The 16,939-nt window shown below is 64.4% G+C and carries 17 protein-coding genes; 9 read left to right on the top strand and 8 right to left on the bottom strand.

From position 1 onward, the window contains the following. The first annotated feature begins 55 nt into the window (after window positions 1–55). A complete protein-coding gene (lipA, locus tag L8F96_RS07325; RefSeq protein WP_046410601.1) occupies window positions 56–976 on the top strand; it encodes a lipoyl synthase in 921 nt (306 codons plus the stop codon). Beyond that, complete coding sequence (locus L8F96_RS07320; RefSeq protein ID WP_046410599.1) at window positions 963–1,442, top strand: type II toxin-antitoxin system RatA family toxin; 480 nt, start codon at window positions 963–965, stop codon at window positions 1,440–1,442. The genes lipA and L8F96_RS07320 overlap by 14 nt, the downstream gene beginning before the upstream one ends. On the opposite strand, the gene L8F96_RS07315 is transcribed toward L8F96_RS07320, so the two are convergent. The 3 genes from L8F96_RS07315 to L8F96_RS07305 are packed head-to-tail and all read right to left on the bottom strand — an operon-like array spanning window position 1,382 to window position 3,566. Next, window positions 1,382–1,906 carry a CinA family protein gene (locus L8F96_RS07315; RefSeq protein WP_046410597.1) on the bottom strand — a complete coding sequence of 175 codons (525 nt, stop codon included), beginning with the start codon at window positions 1,904–1,906 and terminating at the stop codon, window positions 1,382–1,384. The two genes, L8F96_RS07320 and L8F96_RS07315, sit on opposite strands and share 61 nt — an antisense overlap. Next, complete coding sequence (locus L8F96_RS07310) at window positions 1,903–2,445, bottom strand: hypothetical protein (protein WP_125944954.1); 543 nt, start codon at window positions 2,443–2,445, stop codon at window positions 1,903–1,905. The genes L8F96_RS07315 and L8F96_RS07310 overlap by 4 nt, the downstream gene beginning before the upstream one ends. Next, window positions 2,442–3,566: a bifunctional 2-C-methyl-D-erythritol 4-phosphate cytidylyltransferase/2-C-methyl-D-erythritol 2,4-cyclodiphosphate synthase gene (locus L8F96_RS07305; RefSeq protein ID WP_334655672.1), complete on the bottom strand. Its 1,125-nt coding sequence runs from the start codon at window positions 3,564–3,566 to the stop codon at window positions 2,442–2,444. The genes L8F96_RS07310 and L8F96_RS07305 overlap by 4 nt, the downstream gene beginning before the upstream one ends. A gap of 82 nt (window positions 3,567–3,648) precedes the next feature. On the opposite strand from L8F96_RS07305, the gene dusB reads away from it, so the two are divergent. The 7 genes from dusB to hflX are packed head-to-tail and all read left to right on the top strand — an operon-like array spanning window position 3,649 to window position 12,742. Then, window positions 3,649–4,647, top strand: a complete 999-nt coding sequence (dusB, locus tag L8F96_RS07300; RefSeq protein ID WP_334655671.1) for a tRNA dihydrouridine synthase DusB — start codon at window positions 3,649–3,651, stop codon at window positions 4,645–4,647. Continuing rightward, on the top strand, window positions 4,647–5,708 hold the full coding sequence (locus tag L8F96_RS07295; protein WP_334655670.1) for a two-component system sensor histidine kinase NtrB: 1,062 nt from the start codon (window positions 4,647–4,649) through the stop codon (window positions 5,706–5,708). The genes dusB and L8F96_RS07295 overlap by 1 nt, the downstream gene beginning before the upstream one ends. After that, entirely contained in the window at window positions 5,708–7,156 is a 1,449-nt protein-coding gene (gene ntrC, locus L8F96_RS07290) for a nitrogen regulation protein NR(I) (protein WP_296220228.1), read from the top strand. The genes L8F96_RS07295 and ntrC overlap by 1 nt, the downstream gene beginning before the upstream one ends. Before the next feature lie 52 nt (window positions 7,157–7,208). Then, on the top strand, window positions 7,209–9,449 hold the full coding sequence (locus L8F96_RS07285) for a sensor histidine kinase (protein WP_046410587.1): 2,241 nt from the start codon (window positions 7,209–7,211) through the stop codon (window positions 9,447–9,449). A 3-nt stretch (window positions 9,450–9,452) separates the two neighbouring features. Next, the gene (gene ntrX, locus L8F96_RS07280) at window positions 9,453–10,820 is read left to right on the top strand and encodes a nitrogen assimilation response regulator NtrX (RefSeq protein ID WP_334655669.1); all 1,368 of its coding nucleotides are present in this window, start codon (window positions 9,453–9,455) and stop codon (window positions 10,818–10,820) included. Window positions 10,821–10,871: 51 nt separating this feature from the next. Then, entirely contained in the window at window positions 10,872–11,438 is a 567-nt protein-coding gene (hfq, locus tag L8F96_RS07275) for an RNA chaperone Hfq (protein WP_334655668.1), read from the top strand. Continuing rightward, the gene (gene hflX / locus L8F96_RS07270) at window positions 11,435–12,742 is read left to right on the top strand and encodes a GTPase HflX (RefSeq protein WP_145119113.1); all 1,308 of its coding nucleotides are present in this window, start codon (window positions 11,435–11,437) and stop codon (window positions 12,740–12,742) included. The genes hfq and hflX overlap by 4 nt, the downstream gene beginning before the upstream one ends. A 29-nt stretch (window positions 12,743–12,771) precedes the next feature. Here the strand turns inward: hflX and mazG are convergent, their stop codons facing one another. From mazG to metG, 5 genes are all read right to left on the bottom strand, one after another. After that, window positions 12,772–13,545: a nucleoside triphosphate pyrophosphohydrolase gene (gene mazG / locus L8F96_RS07265; RefSeq protein WP_334655667.1), complete on the bottom strand. Its 774-nt coding sequence runs from the start codon at window positions 13,543–13,545 to the stop codon at window positions 12,772–12,774. Between the two features lie 134 nt (window positions 13,546–13,679). Then, window positions 13,680–13,853, bottom strand: coding sequence for a hypothetical protein (locus L8F96_RS07260; RefSeq protein ID WP_186314020.1), 174 nt, complete (start codon window positions 13,851–13,853; stop codon window positions 13,680–13,682). Beyond that, on the bottom strand, window positions 13,850–14,614 hold the full coding sequence (locus tag L8F96_RS07255) for an MBL fold metallo-hydrolase (RefSeq protein ID WP_136451188.1): 765 nt from the start codon (window positions 14,612–14,614) through the stop codon (window positions 13,850–13,852). Before L8F96_RS07255 ends, L8F96_RS07260 begins: the two co-directional genes overlap by 4 nt. Next, window positions 14,611–15,387: a TatD family hydrolase gene (locus L8F96_RS07250; protein ID WP_046410577.1), complete on the bottom strand. Its 777-nt coding sequence runs from the start codon at window positions 15,385–15,387 to the stop codon at window positions 14,611–14,613. The genes L8F96_RS07255 and L8F96_RS07250 overlap by 4 nt, the downstream gene beginning before the upstream one ends. Next, the gene (gene metG, locus L8F96_RS07245) at window positions 15,387–16,934 is read right to left on the bottom strand and encodes a methionine--tRNA ligase (protein WP_334655666.1); all 1,548 of its coding nucleotides are present in this window, start codon (window positions 16,932–16,934) and stop codon (window positions 15,387–15,389) included. Before metG ends, L8F96_RS07250 begins: the two co-directional genes overlap by 1 nt. Window positions 16,935–16,939 lie beyond the last annotated feature (5 nt).

Genomic DNA, 16,939 nt, shown 5'->3' with positions numbered 1-16,939 from the left:
GCATCCTCCTTACCGCGTTGTTTCGTCCCGCGTCAGTCGCTATCTCGCGCCCGACATGACCGAAACACTGCCTCTCGCCCGGCCCGAGCGCGCCCGCAAGCCTGACTGGATCAGGGTCAAGGCGCCGACCTCCGTCGGTTTCGCCGAAACCAAGCAGCTGATGCGTCGGCTGAACCTTGCCACCGTGTGCGAGGAGGCGGCCTGTCCGAACATCGGCGAATGCTGGACCAAGAAGCACGCGACAGTGATGATCTTGGGGGACACGTGCACCCGGGCCTGCGCCTTCTGCAACGTGAAGACGGGCATGCCGCGCCCGGTTGATCCGCTAGAGCCGGAGCATGTGGCGGTCGCGGCGGCCGAAATGGGTCTGCAGCATATCGTTATCACGTCGGTTGATCGTGACGACCTGCCTGATGGCGGCGCGGCGCAGTTCGTGAAGGTGATTGAGGCGCTCCGCCGTAACACGCCGAGCACCACGATCGAGATCCTGACGCCGGACTTCCGCAACAAGACGCAGGCGGCAGTTGAATCGATCGTTGCGGCCCGGCCGGACGTGTACAACCACAATCTGGAGACGGTGCCGCGGCTGTACCCGACCATCCGCCCGGGCGCGCGCTATTATGCCTCTCTGCGGTTGCTGGAGAGCGTTAAGCGGCACGATCCGTCGATCTTCACCAAGTCGGGCGTGATGCTGGGCCTCGGCGAAGAGCGGTTGGAGGTTCACCAGGTGATGGACGACATGCGTTCCGCCGACATCGATTTCTTGACCATGGGGCAGTATCTGCAGCCGACGCCGCGGCACGCCAAGGTCGCCGATTTCGTGACGCCCAAGACGTTCGACGCCTACGCCGCCATCGCGCGTGCGAAGGGGTTCCTGCTGGTAGCGTCGTCGCCGCTCACCCGTTCGAGCTACCACGCCGGCGACGACTTCGAGAAGCTGCGCGCGGCGCGTGAGGTCCAGCTTGCCAAAGCATAGCGAAACGCGGGCCATGCCATACACGCCCGAGCAGATGTTCGATCTGGTCGCGGACGTGAAAGCCTATCAGGATTTCTTGCCGTGGGTCGTCGCGATGCGCGTTCGGCAGGACAGCGCGGAGGAAACGCTGGCCGACATGATCGTCGGATTCAAGGGCCTGCGCGAGACGTTCACGTCGCGGGTCGAGAAGCATCGGCCCGATCGGGTGTACGTCGATTACGTCGACGGCCCGATGAAGTATCTGCACAACGAGTGGCGGTTCCGCCCGGACGGCGATGGCTGCCTCGTGGATTTCAGCGTCGACTTCCAGTTCAAGAACCGGATGTTCGAGATGCTGGCAGGGCAGGTATTCGGCCTGGCCCTGCGCAAGATGATCGGCGCCTTTGAGGATCGGGCCCGCGCGCTTTACGGTGAGGGCTCGTCCGACGGCGGCATCAACAGGTCGAGCGCGCACAGCGCCGCCTGAAGGCGCACGCCGGAGCGGCCGAGATCGCCAAAGGCGCGCTTGTCGGCGACCACGTCGGCGGGATCGCCGCCGCGTTCGGCGCGCGCAAACACCACGGTGCCGACGGGCTTCTTTTCTGAGCCGCCGCCGGGGCCGGCGATGCCGGTGATTGCCACCGCAACATCGGCACCGGTCGCCTCAAGCGCGCCTTGTGCCATGCTCCAGGCGGTGGCGATCGACACAGCGCCGAACGTCTCCAGCACATCCGTCGAGACGTGAAGCAGTCGCTGCTTCGCCTCATTGGAATAGCTGACGATCGAGCCTTCGAGCACGTCGGAGGATCCCGGCACTTCGGTCAATGCCGCGGCGACCAGCCCGCCGGTGCAGCTCTCTGCCACGGCGATACGGCGGCCTTTTGCGCGATTGGCCTCGATCACGCGCTGCGCAGCGTCGACGAGGTTCTGGGGGAGCAGGCTGTCGCTCATCGTTTCGCCGCCGTGCAGACCGGCAGATCGGGAACGTTGGCCACGGAGGCTGTGCCCCGCGCCTTTTCCGCCTTCAGATGCTGAATCGTTGCGACAACGATGCCAGCGGTGTTGCGCGCGGGGAGGGGCTCCAGCAGCGTGACGATCCGGTCGATCGTGCCGCAATCGCTCTGCTGGATCTGCCCGACGACCATCGGTGCGATCAGGGAGGTGATCAGCGGGCGCGCGTAGTCCGACTGAAGGAGCAACATGGAGACACGCGGATCGCTCAGCTTCGCAATCGCCTGGCGCGCCGTCGGCCAGGCGCGATCCGCTTCAGCCTGATAGCGCGCAAGGAACGGGCCGGAGGTGCGTCGTACGATGCTGGTGGGAGGAAGCGCGGTACAGACACGCCCGGTTTCCAGGATGATGTCCGGAAACGTGACCGCTGCAACCGCCTCTGCTTCGGCTGCATTCAGGCACCGCGTCTGCGCCAGCGCGGTGGTCGGCACGGCAACCGCCGCAAGGGTGGCGGCGCACAGGTAGCTGAAACGCCTCATTGCGCGACTCCCGGCAGCCGAATGGTTGCCGCTGCCTGTGCCGCAATGCCTTCGCCTCTACCAGTGAAGCCCAGCCGCTCGGTCGTTGTCGCTTTCACACTCACGCGATCGGTTGGCAGGCCAAGAAGTTCCGCGACACGATGCTGGATGGCCGAACGATGCGGGCCGATTTTAGGCGCTTCGCACATGATGGTCAGATCGACGAATATGATCTGCCCGCCGCGCGCCGCGATGAGATCGGCCGCATGACGCAGGAACTGCCCGGATTCGGCACCGCGCCACTGCGGATCGCTAGGCGGGAAATGAAGCCCGATATCGCCCGCAGCGATGGTGCCCAACAGAGCGTCGGTCAGCGCGTGAAGTGCGACGTCCGCGTCACTGTGGCCGCTAAGCCCCTGATGATACGGAATCTTGACGCCGCCAAGCCACAGGTCGGCATCATCGACCAGGCGATGGACATCGAAGCCGGTCGCCATCCGCGTTTCCCAACCGATCCGCGCCTCGGCGGAGGCCAGGTCACCGGGCCAGGTTACCTTCTCAAGCATGGCGTCGCCCTGCACCATGGCGACGGATCCGCCAAGCGCCCGGACCATCTGAGCATCATCGGTTGGTTCGCTTCCTTCCCATTGAGCGTGAGCGCGGGTGAGGATGGCGCCACGAAAGGCTTGCGGCGTCTGCACGCGGGACAATTGCTCCCGAGGCAGCGTCGCACCGTCGATCGATACGATCGTGTCGGTGACCGGAAGAGTGGGGATGGCGCCATCTGCTGTCTCAAGCGCCCGCAGCAGGCGGTCGATGACACCCGCGGCAAGGAACGGCCGCGCCGCATCGTGCACAAGGATGCGATCCGCGTCCGACACTGCCGCGAGTCCGCGCGCCACCGACTCGCGCCGTGTTGCTCCGCCAAGTACAAAGCGTGCGTTCGGCAGGCAGTCGGCTAGCAATTGTTCCTGACCGGCGCCGATGACCAGCACGATCTCGTCGACAGCGGGATGGGCCGCTAAGGCTTCATGGCTCCACAGGAGCATTGGGCGGCCGGCAAGGTGCGCGAATTGCTTGGGCAGCGTGCCACCAGTGCGTTCTCCCTTGCCAGCGGCAACAATCAGGGCGACGGTTTTCATGCGCGGGCGCCTAGCGAGAAGCGCGACGCCTTGCCAGCGCCACGTTGATCGCCTACCTGCCCGTTTTTCAGGCAGACTGTTGATGCGTAAGCTCGCCCCTATCCAGATCGGACCCGTGCGGATCGACGAGCCGGTCGTGCTCGCGCCGATGACTGGCGTCACTGATCAGCCGTTCCGGACGCTGGTGCGGCGCTATGGGTCGGGCCTGAACGTGACCGAGATGATCGCCAGCCAGGCGGCGATCCGCGAGACGCGGCAGTCGATTCAGAAGACGGCGTGGCATCTGTCCGAAGAGCCAGTCTCGATGCAGCTGGTCGGTTGCACGCCCTATGAAATGGCGGAGGCGGCCAAGCTCGCGGAGGAAAAGGGCGCCGCGATCATCGACATCAACATGGGCTGCCCCGTGCGCAAGGTCACCAGCGGGGATGCGGGATCTGCGCTGATGCGTGATCTGAAGAACGCGGGCGCGATCATCGACGCGGTGGTGAAGGCCGTGTCGGCGCCGGTGACGGTGAAGATGCGCATGGGTTGGTGCCACGACAGTCTGAACGCGCCAGAGCTTGCCCGCATTGCGCAGGATCTCGGCGCGAAGATGATCACGGTTCACGGCCGTACCCGGAACCAGATGTACAAGGGCTCCGCCGACTGGAGCTTCGTCCGGCAGGTGAAGGACGCGATCGAGCTACCCGTGATCGTCAATGGCGACATCTGCTCAATCGCCGATGCAGAGGCAGCGCTGGACCAGTCAGGCGCCGATGGCGTGATGATCGGGCGTGGTGCTTATGGTCGTCCCTGGCTGCTCGGGCAGGTGATGGATGCGCTGGCGGGCAGAACGGCGCGTCCGGACCCTTCGCTCGACGAACAATATCGCGTGATCGTAGAGCATTATGAGGCAATGCTGAGCCATTATGGCACGGTGACAGGCGTCAATATGGCGCGCAAGCATATCGGTTGGTACACCAAGGGGATCCACGGTTCTGCAGAGTTCCGCAACGCGGTGAACCAGCAGGCCGATGCCCAGCGCGTGCTCGCCATGCTGGCAGAATTCTACGCGCCATATCGCCTGAACGCCGCTGCCTGATGCAGGCGCGGCGCGGTCCCGATCCGGCCGATCTGTTGGCAGCCTTGCCAGTCGCCGTGATGGTCGTGGACCCGGAGACGAGGATCGCACAGGCCAATGCCGAGTGCGAGCTGCTGCTCAACCTTTCCGAACGGGCGATGAGGGGTCGGGCGCTCGGCGACGTACTGCCACTGCCGGATGAGGTGGACGGGCAGGAGGGAAGGGCATTCGCGGCCTTTGACCTCGCGTTGACGACGGCACGCGGCCAGCGGCTGCGCGTTGATCTGGCGGCGACGGAATTGCTGGACCAGCCCGGCTGGCGGGTCATAACGCTCCATAATGCCGCGACATCCCGGCGCCTGGGCGTATCCGCCGATCGCGCTGCGGCCGCGCGCTCAGCGGTAGGGGCGGCGGCCATGCTGGCGCACGAGATCAAGAACCCGTTGTCGAGTATTCGCGGGGCCGCGCAACTGATCGCGGACGGTGCGGAGCCGGCTGAACTGACCCGCCTGGTGATCGATGAGGTCGATCGGGTGACGGCGTTGATCGACCGGATGGAGGATTTCACCGACACGCGTCCGCTCGCCGTGGAGCCGCTCAACATCTATCCGTTGCTGGCGCACGCGCGCGATGCGGCAAGTGCCGGGTTTGCCCGGGGGATCACGATCGAGGAGCGCTTCGATCCGTCGCTCCCCCCGGCGCTCGCGAACCGCGATGCCTTGTTGCAGGTCCTGCTCAACCTGATGAAGAATGCGGCCAGCGCCCTCGGTCCGATCGGCGAGCGGCGGATTACGCTCACCACCTCGTTCCGACTCGGCATGTCGGTCGCACCTGCGCCCGGCCGACCGCGGATGCCCTTGCCGATCGAGATATGCGTAATCGATAGCGGTCCCGGGGCGCCCGAGGATATCGCCGAGCATTTGTTCGATCCCTTCGTGTCCAGCCGGCCGGAGGGGAAAGGCTTGGGCCTCGCGCTGGTCGACAAGCTGGTCCGCGATATGGGCGGTATCGTGCAATATTCGCGTGAAGGCACGCCGAACGAGACGGTGTTCCGGATCCTGCTGCAGCGGGCCGCCGACTGATGGCGGGCGGCGCGATCCTGCTGGTTGATGATGATGACGCGATCCGGGTGGTCGTGGCCCAGGCGCTGCGACGTGCTGGTCATAATGTACGCACCGCGTCGAGCATCGCGGACCTGGACCGCGAACTCGCCGCGGGCCGGCCGGATGTTCTGCTGACCGACGTGGTGCTGCCCGACGGCGATGGCATCGACGTGACCGAGCGCCTGTCCCGCGAGTTGCCGAACCTCCCCGTCATCGTTCTCTCCGCCCGCAACACGCTGACCACCGCTGTCCGCGCGAACGAGGCTGGCGCCTATGATTACCTGCCGAAGCCCTTCGATCTCGAAACGCTGACTCGCACCGTCGCGGCTGCTCTGGCCCGTCGTCGCGAGCTTGCACCGCGTAGCGAGGACGGGGAGGACGCCAGCCTGCCGCTGATCGGCCGTTCGCCGGCGATGCAGGAGGTTTACCGCGTCATTGCCCGAGTCGTGTCGAATGACCTGACGGTCCTCATTTCCGGTGAGTCGGGGACGGGCAAGGAGTTGGTCGCGCGCGCCATCCACGACTTGGGACCGCGCCGTTCCGCGCCCTTCGTGGCGATCAACATGGCTGCAATTCCGCGGGACCTGATCGAGGCGGAGCTGTTCGGGTATGAACGCGGCGCGTTCACGGGCGCGGCGCAGCGCACGGCGGGGCGGTTCGAACAGGCCGCGGGCGGCACATTGTTCCTTGATGAGATTGGCGACATGCCGATCGAGGCGCAGACGCGATTGCTGCGCGTGCTTCAGTCCGGCGAGTTCACGACGGTGGGCGGCGCGCGGATCATGCGCGCGGACGTCCGGATCGTCGCGGCCACCAATCGCGCGCTCCAGCAGGCCGTTGCCAACGGGCAGTTTCGCGAAGACCTCTATTACCGCCTGAACGTCGTTCCGATCGATCTTCCCGCGCTACGCGAGCGGCGCGAGGACATTGCGATCCTGGCCCGCCATTTTCTCGAGCGCGCAGCGGACGCAGGCTTGCCGCGCAAGGTCCTCGATGATGACGCGGTGACATCGCTGGCTGAGCATGACTGGCCGGGCAATGTTCGCCAGCTCGAAAACCTGATGCGACGCCTGGCGGCGCTGTCACGGGACGAAAGTATTTCGGCCGGCGAAATCGCGGCCATGCTGGGGCAGGGCGGGGGGCAGGCAGTCTCGCTGCCTGCCGATCTCGGGCTGGAGGCTGCGGTCCGCGCCTTCATCGAACGGCTGGCCCGCTGTGATCCAAGGTCGCTGGACGACGGGACGCTCTATGACCGGCTGCTGGCCGAGGTGGAGCGTCCCTTGATCGAGGTGATGCTGGCTCGCCACGGTGGCAATCAACTCCGCGCTGCCCGGGCGATCGGATTGAACCGGAACACCTTGAGAAAACGGCTGGATACGCTTGGGATAGATCCCGCCGTCCGCCCACCCGCACCAGAGGCGCGGTGAACGCACGTATTATGTGTTTTCTCTGCAACACTCTTGTTGTAGCGTTACCGAGATGACTGCCGGCACGGCACCTCGAACAACCGACCTGGTCGCACTGCCGCGCCGCTGGAGCGTAACGCCTGCGGTCGAGATCGGCGTTCTTGCGATTGCCATCGGCATAGCGTTCGCAACGTATGTCGTCGTGGCCCACACGGGCCGTCCGGAGGGGCTGATCGCGCCTGCCGTTGTGGCACTGTTGCTGGTCGCCAATCTTGTCCCCGGCGTGGCGTTGATGATGCTGCTGGGGCGCCGGATCGCACGCCGCCGCGCGGCGCGCTCCCCGGTTGGCGGCGAGGGGCGGCTTCACGTCCGCCTCGTCGCGCTCTTCTCGATCGTTGCCGCCGTGCCGATGGTGCTCGTCACCATCGCCGCCTCCCTGTTGTTCCAATATGGCGTGCAATTCTGGTACTCGGACCGCGCGCGTGCGGTGTTCGAGAACGCGACGACGCTGACGCGCACCTCCTACAACCAGATCCTCCAGCGGTGGGAAGAAGCCACCGTCACGATGGCGAGCGATATCTCGACCGAACTGAACGAGCGGCCGATCGAGGACCCCCAGTTCCGCGCGTTCCTGTTCCAGCAAACCTATTTTCGCAGCCTGTCCGAGGCGTTGCTGTTTCAGGTGGCACCGAATGGCGAGTTGCAGACGCTCGCTTTCGTCAACCCCTATGACCTGGATCTGGCACGTCAGGTGTCGGCGGAGGCGGTACGAAAGCTGGCGCGCGGTCAGCGCAGTGTGGTGACCGTGACGGGCGACCGGATCCAGACGGTGACGCGGTTGCCGGGGTCCAGCCGCGTGTATCTCTACGCAGCACGTGTGACCAATCCGAAGGAAATGACCACCCAGACCGAGCGAGCCGAGGCCGCACTGGCCAATTATCGCCAGCTTCTGGTGCGCGCTCGCACGCTGCAACTGCGCTTCAACGCTGCGCTGCTCCTGCTGTCGCTGTTGATCGTCGGTGTCGCGGTATGGATCGCGCTGGCCGTTGCGGACCGGCTAGTCCGGCCGGTCGCGGAACTGGTCAACGCAGCGCGGCGGGTGGAAGGCGGCGACCTGACGGCCCGTGTGCCGGAAACGCAGGAGCGGGACGAGGTTGGCACTTTGTCGAACGCGTTCAACCGCATGACAGAGCGCATCGAGGAGCAGAATACGGCGCTGGTTACCGCGAACGCCCAACTCGACAGCCGTCGCTCGCTGATCGAGGCCGTTATGTCGGGGGTCTCCGCTGGCGTCATTTCGATCGCGCCTGATCGGACGATCCGGCTGATCAACAATTCGGCGCAGATGCTGCTGGGTCTCAGCGATCCACCGATCGGCATGCCGCTGTCCGTCGTCGCGCCGGAACTGGCAGCGTTGCTCGACGGGACAGCGCGGGAGGCGATCATTCAGCTGGCAGCGGCCGGCGAGGCGCGCACGCTGGCTGTACGGATCGCCCGTGTTCCAACCGGCCCGATCCTGACCTTCGACGACATCACTCAGCAGTTGCTGGACCAGCGCCGCGCGGCTTGGTCGGATGTCGCGCGGCGTATTGCGCACGAGATCAAGAACCCGCTGACCCCGATCCAATTGGCTGCCGAGCGCCTGCAGCGCCGTTATGGCGCCAAGGTGGAGGAAGGGGACACGACATTCAGCCGGCTGACCGAGACGATCGTGCGGCAGGTCGGCGATCTGCGCCGCATGGTCGACGAATTCTCGTCCTTCGCGCGGATGCCCAAGCCGGTGTTCCGTGAAGAGTCGCTGGTCGACGTCGCGCGTCAAACGATGTTCCTGCACGAGGTCGCGCATGCGGGCATCCGCTTCGAGATGCGACATGACGAACCGGGACCGGTCCTCGTCTGTGATCGCCGCCAGGTCGGACAGGCGCTGACCAATATCGTGAAGAACGCGGTAGAGGCGATCGAAGCGACCGGGCGAGGGGAGGGCACGATCCTGATGACCCTGACGCAAGAGGATGGCCGTGCAGTGATCACCGTCGCTGACGACGGCATTGGGCTGCCCCCTGAGCGCGATCGTATCGTCGAGCCGTATATGACCACCCGCGCGCGCGGCACTGGCCTCGGCCTCGCCATCGTGAAGAAAATCGTGGAGGAACATTTCGGAACCATCACCTTCACCGACCGTCCCGAGGGCGGCACGCTGGTGACCATGACCTTTGACGTGGTCATGCTGGCCGGCGTCGCCGGACGAGAAGACGATCAATCTGAGACCGAAGGCGGCAGTTTCGCCGCCCTGACTCGCAATCGGACCGCATAAGCCATGGCGTTAGACATCCTTGTCGTCGACGATGAACTCGATATCCGCGAACTCGTATCCGGTGTGCTCGAGGACGAGGGGTATGACACCCGCACCGCGGCGGACAGCGATGCCGCGCTGGAAGCGATCTCTGCGCGCCGCCCCAGCCTGGTCCTGCTTGACGTGTGGCTTCAAGGCTCGCGTCTCGACGGCCTGGAACTACTCGCCGAGATCAAGCGGCGGGACTCCTCGATCCCGGTCCTCGTCATCTCGGGCCATGGCAATCTCGACACGGCCGTCGCCGCGATCCGGCAGGGTGCGGCCGACTTCATCGAAAAGCCGTTCCAGGCCGAACGCCTGCTGCTGATGGTGGAGCGGGCAACCGAAACCGAGCGTCTGCGCCGCGAAGTGGCAAATCTTCGTGCCTCCGCTGGCAGCGATACCGACCTGACGGGCAGCTCCAGCGCGATCAATGCCGTTCGTGCCACGTTGAAGCGCGTCGCCGCGACCGGGAGCCGGGTGATGATCGTCGGCCCGGCAGGTGTCGGCAAGGAAGTGGCAGCGCGGCTCCTTCATGGCTGGAGCCAGCGAGCCGCCGCGCCCTTCGTGGTGGTCAGTGCCGCCAACATGACGCCCGAACGTGTCGAGGAAGAATTGTTCGGCGTGGAGGAGGGGGGCGACCTCGTTCGACCCGGTCTCTTGGAGCAGGCCCACGGCGGCACGCTGTTCCTGGACGAGATCGCTGACATGCCGATCACCACCCAGGGGCGGATACTGCGCGTGCTGACCGATCAAAGCTTCACGCGGGTCGGCGGGACGCGCGTGGTGAAGGTCGACGTGCGGGTGGTGTCGGCGACCGGCCGGGATCTGACGCAGGAGATCGCCGACGGGCGCTTCCGCGAGGATCTATATTACCGGCTGAACGTGGTGCCCGTCGTCATTCCCTCGCTGGCGGAGCGGCGCGAGGACATTCCCGCGCTGGTGGAGCATTTCGTTGCGCATTATGCGGCACAGCGCCGGGTCACGACGCCGGAAGTCGCGACCGACGCGATGGTGGCGCTGCAATCCTGCGATTGGCCCGGCAACGTGCGGCAGCTGCGCAACGTCGTCGAGCGGACCATCATCCTTGCCCCGGGCGATCGCATCGCGCGGATCGATGTCGACCTGTTACCTGGGGAGGTGCTCGGCGATCAGGGGGGCGGCGGTGCGAACGCGATCATGGGCGCGCCGTTGCGCGAAGCACGTGAGACGTTCGAGCGGGAATATCTGAAGGTGCAGATCCGCCGGTTCTCGGGTAATATTTCGCGGACGGCGACCTTCATCGGAATGGAGCGCTCCGCATTGCACCGCAAGCTGAAGCTGCTGGGGATTACGGACACGCGCGAGGATTGATCGATCTGGACCAGCATCGGGCGGCTCCCTACATAGGGCAAAGCGTGCCGTTTGGGCCGCATCCGACGCCGGGCACCGGCGCATCGCGGGGAAAACCTCGCCAAAAACACGAAAGGGCATCGAACGATGGCCGATAAGCAAAGCTCTCTTCAAGATCTCTTCCTCAACGCCCTGCGCAAGTCGAAGACCCCGGTCACGCTTTTCCTCGTAAAGGGCGTCAAGCTTCAGGGCATCGTCACCTGGTTCGACAATTTCTCGGTCCTCCTGCGCCGCGACGGACAGAGCCAGCTCATCTACAAGCACGCGATTTCCACGATCATGCCGGGCGCGCAGATCGATGTGGCCGCGATCGTCGATCAGCTGGGCGAAACGACGAAGAAGCAGCCGCTGCTACAGGAGATTTTCCTCAACGCGGTGCGTCGCTCCGAGGATTCGGTAACGATGTTCCTGGTCAACGGCGTGATGCTGCAGGGCCAGATCGCGGCATTCGACCTGTTCTGCATGCTGCTTCAGCGCGATGGCACGTCGCAGCTGGTCTACAAGCATGCGGTGTCCACCATCCAGCCTGCTCGTGCGTTGAACCTGGCGGACGAGAACAGCGGGTCTGACGAGGATTGAGCACCGGTTTTGACCGCGATCGCGAGGAATTCGCCCGGGGTGCGCGCGCCATCGTCGTGTACCCCGATCTTGGTGGCTCCTCGCGTGATGCCGATGCGCGGCTTGAAGAAACCGCGGGCCTTGCTGCCGCCATCGGCGTCGATGTCGTCGAACGGCATGCCGTTCGCGTGCGCACGCCGCGTGCCGCGACGCTGATCGGATCGGGGCAGGTTGAGCAGCTGGCGACACTCGGGCGGCAGGAAGAGGCCACCTTGTTCGTGTTCGATGCGGCGCTCTCCCCAATCCAGCAGCGCAACCTCGAGACTCAGCTTGAAGCAAAGGTCATCGACCGGACCGGTCTCATCCTGGAGATCTTTGGCGAGCGTGCTGCGACTGCCGAAGGTCGGCTGCAGGTGGAGCTGGCACACCTCGATTATCAGGCGGGCCGGCTGGTACGCAGCTGGACTCACCTTGAACGTCAGCGCGGCGGCTTCGGCTTCCTCGGTGGCCCGGGTGAGACGCAGATCGAGGCCGATCGGCGACTGATCCGGGATCGCATGGCACGGTTGCGGCGCGAGCTCGATCAGGTGACGCGCACGCGCGGCCTTCACCGGGAACGCCGTCAACGCGCGCCCTGGCCGGTCATCGCGCTTGTCGGATATACCAACGCGGGGAAATCGACGCTCTTCAACCGTCTCACCGGCGCGCATGTAATGGCCGAAGATCTCCTCTTCGCGACGCTCGATCCGACGCTTCGTCAGATCAGCCTTCCGGGCATCGACAAGGCGATCCTGTCGGACACCGTCGGCTTTGTGTCGGAACTGCCGACCCAACTTGTCGCGGCGTTCAAGGCAACGCTGGAAGAGGTGATCTCCGCTGACTTGCTGGTCCATGTCCGCGACGTGGCACATCCCGATACGACTGCGCAGAAGGCGGATGTGGAGGCGGTGCTGGCAGAGATCGGCGTGTCGGAGGCGACGCCGCGGATCGAGGCTTGGAACAAGATCGATCTGCTTGATGGACCGGATCGGGATCATCTGCTCGCCGAGGCGGCGCGTCGCGATGATGTGGTTCCCCTGTCCGCGATCAAGGGGGAAGGGGTCGATGAACTTGTCCGGCTGTTATCCGACCGGTTGACGCAGGGGCATCAGCGTTACTCGATCCGTCTCGCCACCAGCGACGGCGCCGGTGCGGCGTGGCTGCACCAACATGGCGAGGTCATCGATCAGGTGATCGAGGGTGATACAGCCATCTATGAAGTGCGCATGGCGCCCGGTGACTTCGCCCGCTTCAACGAGCGTTCCCCAGGAGAGGCAGAGACCTGAAAGGAGGGCGGGGCACGATGCTCCGCCCTCTAGTCTTTCGCGGCCGCCTTTTCAGCCTGCTTCACTTCGGACCAGTGCGATTCCTGGTCGTCGAGGTCGAGTGCCGCGATCGAACCGCCGGCGGCTGTTTCCATGGCCCGGAAACGCGTTTCGAACTTGGCATTGGCGGATCGAAGCGCAGCCTCGGTATCCACGCCGAGATGCCTGGCCCAATTCACTACCGCGAATAAAAGATCGCCGACCTCTTCCTTACGATCCTCATCGCTCGCTTCGATAACTTCCTCTATTTCCTCATGGATCTTTTGAAGCGGACCGTTCGCGTCGGGCCAGTCGAAGCCGACGCGGCCGGCGCGCTTTTGTAGTTTCTCGGCCCGCAGCAGCGCCGGCAGACCAAGCGCAACCCCAGCAAGCGCACTGCCGTCGTCCTTCGCGGCGCGTTCTTCAGCCTTGATCGTTTCCCACAGGTGATGCCCGCCATCGGGGGCGTCCCCGAAGATGTGGGGATGGCGCCGCTCCATCTTGTCCGCGATCGCCGCAGCAACGTCCTTCAGGTCGAAATGGCCCGCTTCCTCAGCCATTCGGCTGTGGAACACGACCTGTAGCAACAGGTCGCCGAGTTCATCCTTCAGCTCATGCATATCGCCGCGGTCGCACGCGTCGGCAACCTCATAGGCTTCCTCAATGGTGTAGGGCGCGATCGATTGAAAGGTCTGCACCTTGTCCCATTCACAGCCCGCAACAGGATCCCGCAGTCGGGCCATGATTGCCTGAAGTCGCACGAGAGCGGAGGATGCATCTGACATAGGCGGGCGATAAACCGGCCGCGCAACTTCCGCAAATGTAGGCCCAGAGCTTAAGTTGAATATGCGATAATATATATTATGTTAAATCAAAGGCGTCGAACGGTGCGGCCCTCTTACGTGGCGCACGCACTGCGTTATCGGGCAAACTGCTCAATTTGCGTGAATACCAGCGTCACGACCGCGAACAGCACAATCCAGATAAGCGCGAGCTTTATTGACTGGCGCATGGGCAACCGCCGCGCGACGAGCGCCGAAATCGGCAGGATCAGCATCAATGCGAGCAGCCACATCTGCGGGCCGCCGGTCACAAATCGAACTCCAGGCCGTCATATCCCGGCTCAACGTGCGGCGGCAGTTCCGCTCGAAGCGTCGCATAATCCATCGACTGATCCATATGCGTGAGAACCGCGTGGCCGGGCGCTAGCTCCCCGATCCATTGCAACGCCTTGCCGAGATGCGGATGGCTCGGGTGTGGTTTGCGACGCAGCGCATCCACGATCCAGAGATCGAGGTTTCCGTAAAGCGCGCGCATCTCTCGCGTCATCCCGCTGAGGTCTGTCGCGTAACCGACAGACTTTCCACCGTGCTCGAACCGCAGCCCCGCCGAGGCGATCCTTCCATGCGGTTGATCCGCCGAACTGATGGTGAGCGGGCCAATGTTGATCCGGTCGGGCAGAGCGCTCAGGGAAACGGTCGGCGGATAACCGCCACGTCCATGAAAGACGTAGCTGAACATGTCGTCGAGGCGCTCGCGCGTCGGTGAACGGGCGTAAGCCGGTACTGGTTCACCACGCTGGTGGAAAATCTGTCGCAGGTCATCGATGCCGAATACATGATCGGCATGTTCGTGCGTCCAGATGACTGCGTCCACGATCCCGACATCGGCCGCCAGCAACTGCTGTCGCATGTCCGGCCCCGTATCAACGAGAACGCGCGTCCCCTCGGCTTCCACCAGCAACGAAACGCGGGTGCGACGGTTGCGCGGTTCGTTGGGGTCGCATTCGCCCCAGTCGTTCCCGATCCTCGGCACCCCGGTGGAGGTGCCGCTACCGAGAATGCGGACCTTCATGCCAGTGTTTTATTGAAGAGTTTGTGGAAGTTACGCGCGGTAACCTCTTGTAGTTCGGCGACATCGTCTCCCCGTAGTTTCGCCAGGAAGGCAGCCGTGTCGGCAACGAATGCCGGTTCGCCGGTCTTTCCACGATGGGGAACGGGAGCAAGGAAGGGCGCGTCGGTCTCGATCAGCAGGCGGTCCGCGGGGAGCCGGGCGGCAATCTCCTGAAGCGCGGCAGCGCTCTTGAAGGTGACGATCCCGGAGATCGAAATGTAAAATCCCAGATCCACCGCGATGTCCGCGAAATCACCGGTTCCCGTGAAGCAATGAATGACGCCGGTGAAGGCCCCCTTCTCCAGTTCGTCACGAAGAATCGCAGCGGTATCATCCTCCGCATCGCGCGTGTGCACGACGATGGGCACGCCAGCCTCTCGCGCGGCCGCGATATGGGCACGGAAGCTGCGCTGCTGCTGCTGACGATCCGAGTGGTCGTAGTGATAGTCGAGGCCACATTCGCCAATGCCGACGACCCGCGGATGCTGCGCGCGTTCTGCCAGCCGCTGGGAGTCGATGTGCGGGTGCTGGTCCGCCTCATGCGGATGGATGCCAACGGTGGCCCAGACATCCGGCTCGCGCTCGGCGGTCGCGAGAACATCCGCCCATTCGCTCTCGCGGGTCGCGATGTTGAGCATCGCCGTCACGCCGCGCGCGCGGGCGCGCTCGAGGATGGCTTGCTGTTCCTCCACCAGCCCCTTGTAATTCAAATGACAATGGCTGTCGGCGAGCATCAGGCGGCCTCCGCCGGGATCTCGAGCCGCGGGAACACGGGCGACGGTGCGGCAACCGGCGCGCCCTCGGCCACACGACGCGCATACCAGCCGTCGTCATCGATCGCGGCATGATCACGATCATCAGCGGCGACGCCGAGCTGGTCGAGGATCGCGCTCGCACCGGCGGGGATGACCGGCATGATTGCGATGGCAAGGATGCGGATGGCCCGCACCAGCGTACGCAGGACGGCATTCATCCGCTCGGGGTCGGTCTTGCGCAGCGCCCACGGGGCCTGAGCGTCGATATACTGGTTGCAGGCAAAAACGCCGCGCATCCATGCCTCAATCCCGTGGCTCAGCATCAGGTCGCCGAACGCCGCCTTCAGCCCGGCGGCCGCCACGATGACTTCCTCGATCAGGATGCCGTCGGCCTCTTCTGCGCGTCCGTCCGCAGGCAGTGAGCCCAGGTTCTTGGCGATGAACGACAAGGTGCGTTGCGCCAGATTGCCGAACGAATTGGCCAGTTCCGCATTGACCCGCGCCACAATCGCCTCGGCCGAATAGCTCCCGTCCTGTCCGAAGCTCACCTCGCGCAGCAGGAAATAGCGCAGCGCATCGACGCCGAATGCTTTCGCCAGGTCGCCCGGATCAATGACGTTGCCGAGGCTCTTCGACATCTTCTCGCCGCGATGGAGGACGAAGCCGTGGCCGAACACCGTCTTGGGCAAGGCGATGTCGGCCGACATCAGGAAGGCGGGCCAATAGACCGCATGAAAGCGAACGATGTCCTTGCCGATCAGGTGAAGATCGGCCGGCCAGTGCTTCATATCGCCATCGGGGTAGCCGACCCCCGTCAGATAGTTCGTCAGCGCGTCGACCCAGACATACATGACGTGCCCCGGACTGTCCGGCACCGGCACCCCCCAGTCAAAGCTGGTGCGCGAGATCGACAGATCCGACAGGCCACCCTCAACGAAGCGCATCACTTCATTGCGGCGCGATTCCGGACGGATGAAGTCCGGATTGCTGGCGTAAAAATCTAGCAACGGCTGCTGATATTTGGAGAGGCGGAAGAACCATGTCTCCTCCGCGGTCCAAGTCACCGGCGTGCCCTGCGGGGACAACTTCTCGCCCCCTTCCCCCTCGGTCAGCTCCTTCTCGTCGTAGAACGCCTCGTCGCGGACCGAATACCAGCCTTCATAACGATCGAGATACAGGTCGCCGGCCGCTTCCATCGCCCGCCAGATGGCCTGGCTGGCGGCATAATGATCCGCATCGGTGGTACGGATGAAGCGGTTATAGGAAATGTTAAGGCTGTCGCACATTGCCTTGAAATGTGACGACATCTCGGTGGCTAGATCAGCAACCGGTACGCCGCGATCGCGCGCTGTCTGGACCATCTTCAGCCCATGTTCGTCGGTGCCGGTCTGGAAACGCACGTCGCGCCCTGCCTGCCGTTGAAAGCGGGCAATCGCATCGGCGGCGATCGCCTCATATGCGTGGCCGATATGTGGCCGCCCATTAGGGTAGCTGATTGCGGTGGTGATATAGAACGGGTCGCCCATAGACC

The sequence above is a fragment of the Sphingomonas panaciterrae genome, from assembly GCF_036890205.1.
GTDB lineage: Bacteria > Pseudomonadota > Alphaproteobacteria > Sphingomonadales > Sphingomonadaceae > Sphingomonas > Sphingomonas panaciterrae.
The sequence above is the reverse complement of the archived record's forward strand: the minus strand, read 5'-3'. Positions and strand labels throughout refer to the sequence as shown.

What these genes read in the sequence shown, in the direction of transcription:
- L8F96_RS07285 (WP_046410587.1), top strand. Translation starts at nt 7,209, where the DNA reads ATGACTGCCGGCACGGCACCTCGAACAACCGACCTGGTCGCACTGCCG.
- L8F96_RS07255 (WP_136451188.1), bottom strand. Translation starts at nt 14,614, where the DNA reads ATGAAGGTCCGCATTCTCGGTAGCGGCACCTCCACCGGGGTGCCGAGG.
- L8F96_RS07295 (WP_334655670.1), top strand. Translation starts at nt 4,647, where the DNA reads ATGCAGGCGCGGCGCGGTCCCGATCCGGCCGATCTGTTGGCAGCCTTG.
- L8F96_RS07315 (WP_046410597.1), bottom strand. Translation starts at nt 1,906, where the DNA reads ATGAGCGACAGCCTGCTCCCCCAGAACCTCGTCGACGCTGCGCAGCGC.
- L8F96_RS07250 (WP_046410577.1), bottom strand. Translation starts at nt 15,387, where the DNA reads ATGCTCGCCGACAGCCATTGTCATTTGAATTACAAGGGGCTGGTGGAG.
- ntrX (WP_334655669.1), top strand. Translation starts at nt 9,453, where the DNA reads ATGGCGTTAGACATCCTTGTCGTCGACGATGAACTCGATATCCGCGAA.
- L8F96_RS07310 (WP_125944954.1), bottom strand. Translation starts at nt 2,445, where the DNA reads ATGAGGCGTTTCAGCTACCTGTGCGCCGCCACCCTTGCGGCGGTTGCC.
- lipA (WP_046410601.1), top strand. Translation starts at nt 56, where the DNA reads ATGACCGAAACACTGCCTCTCGCCCGGCCCGAGCGCGCCCGCAAGCCT.
- metG (WP_334655666.1), bottom strand. Translation starts at nt 16,934, where the DNA reads ATGGGCGACCCGTTCTATATCACCACCGCAATCAGCTACCCTAATGGG.
- dusB (WP_334655671.1), top strand. Translation starts at nt 3,649, where the DNA reads ATGCGTAAGCTCGCCCCTATCCAGATCGGACCCGTGCGGATCGACGAG.
- mazG (WP_334655667.1), bottom strand. Translation starts at nt 13,545, where the DNA reads ATGTCAGATGCATCCTCCGCTCTCGTGCGACTTCAGGCAATCATGGCC.
- ntrC (WP_296220228.1), top strand. Translation starts at nt 5,708, where the DNA reads ATGGCGGGCGGCGCGATCCTGCTGGTTGATGATGATGACGCGATCCGG.
- L8F96_RS07305 (WP_334655672.1), bottom strand. Translation starts at nt 3,566, where the DNA reads ATGAAAACCGTCGCCCTGATTGTTGCCGCTGGCAAGGGAGAACGCACT.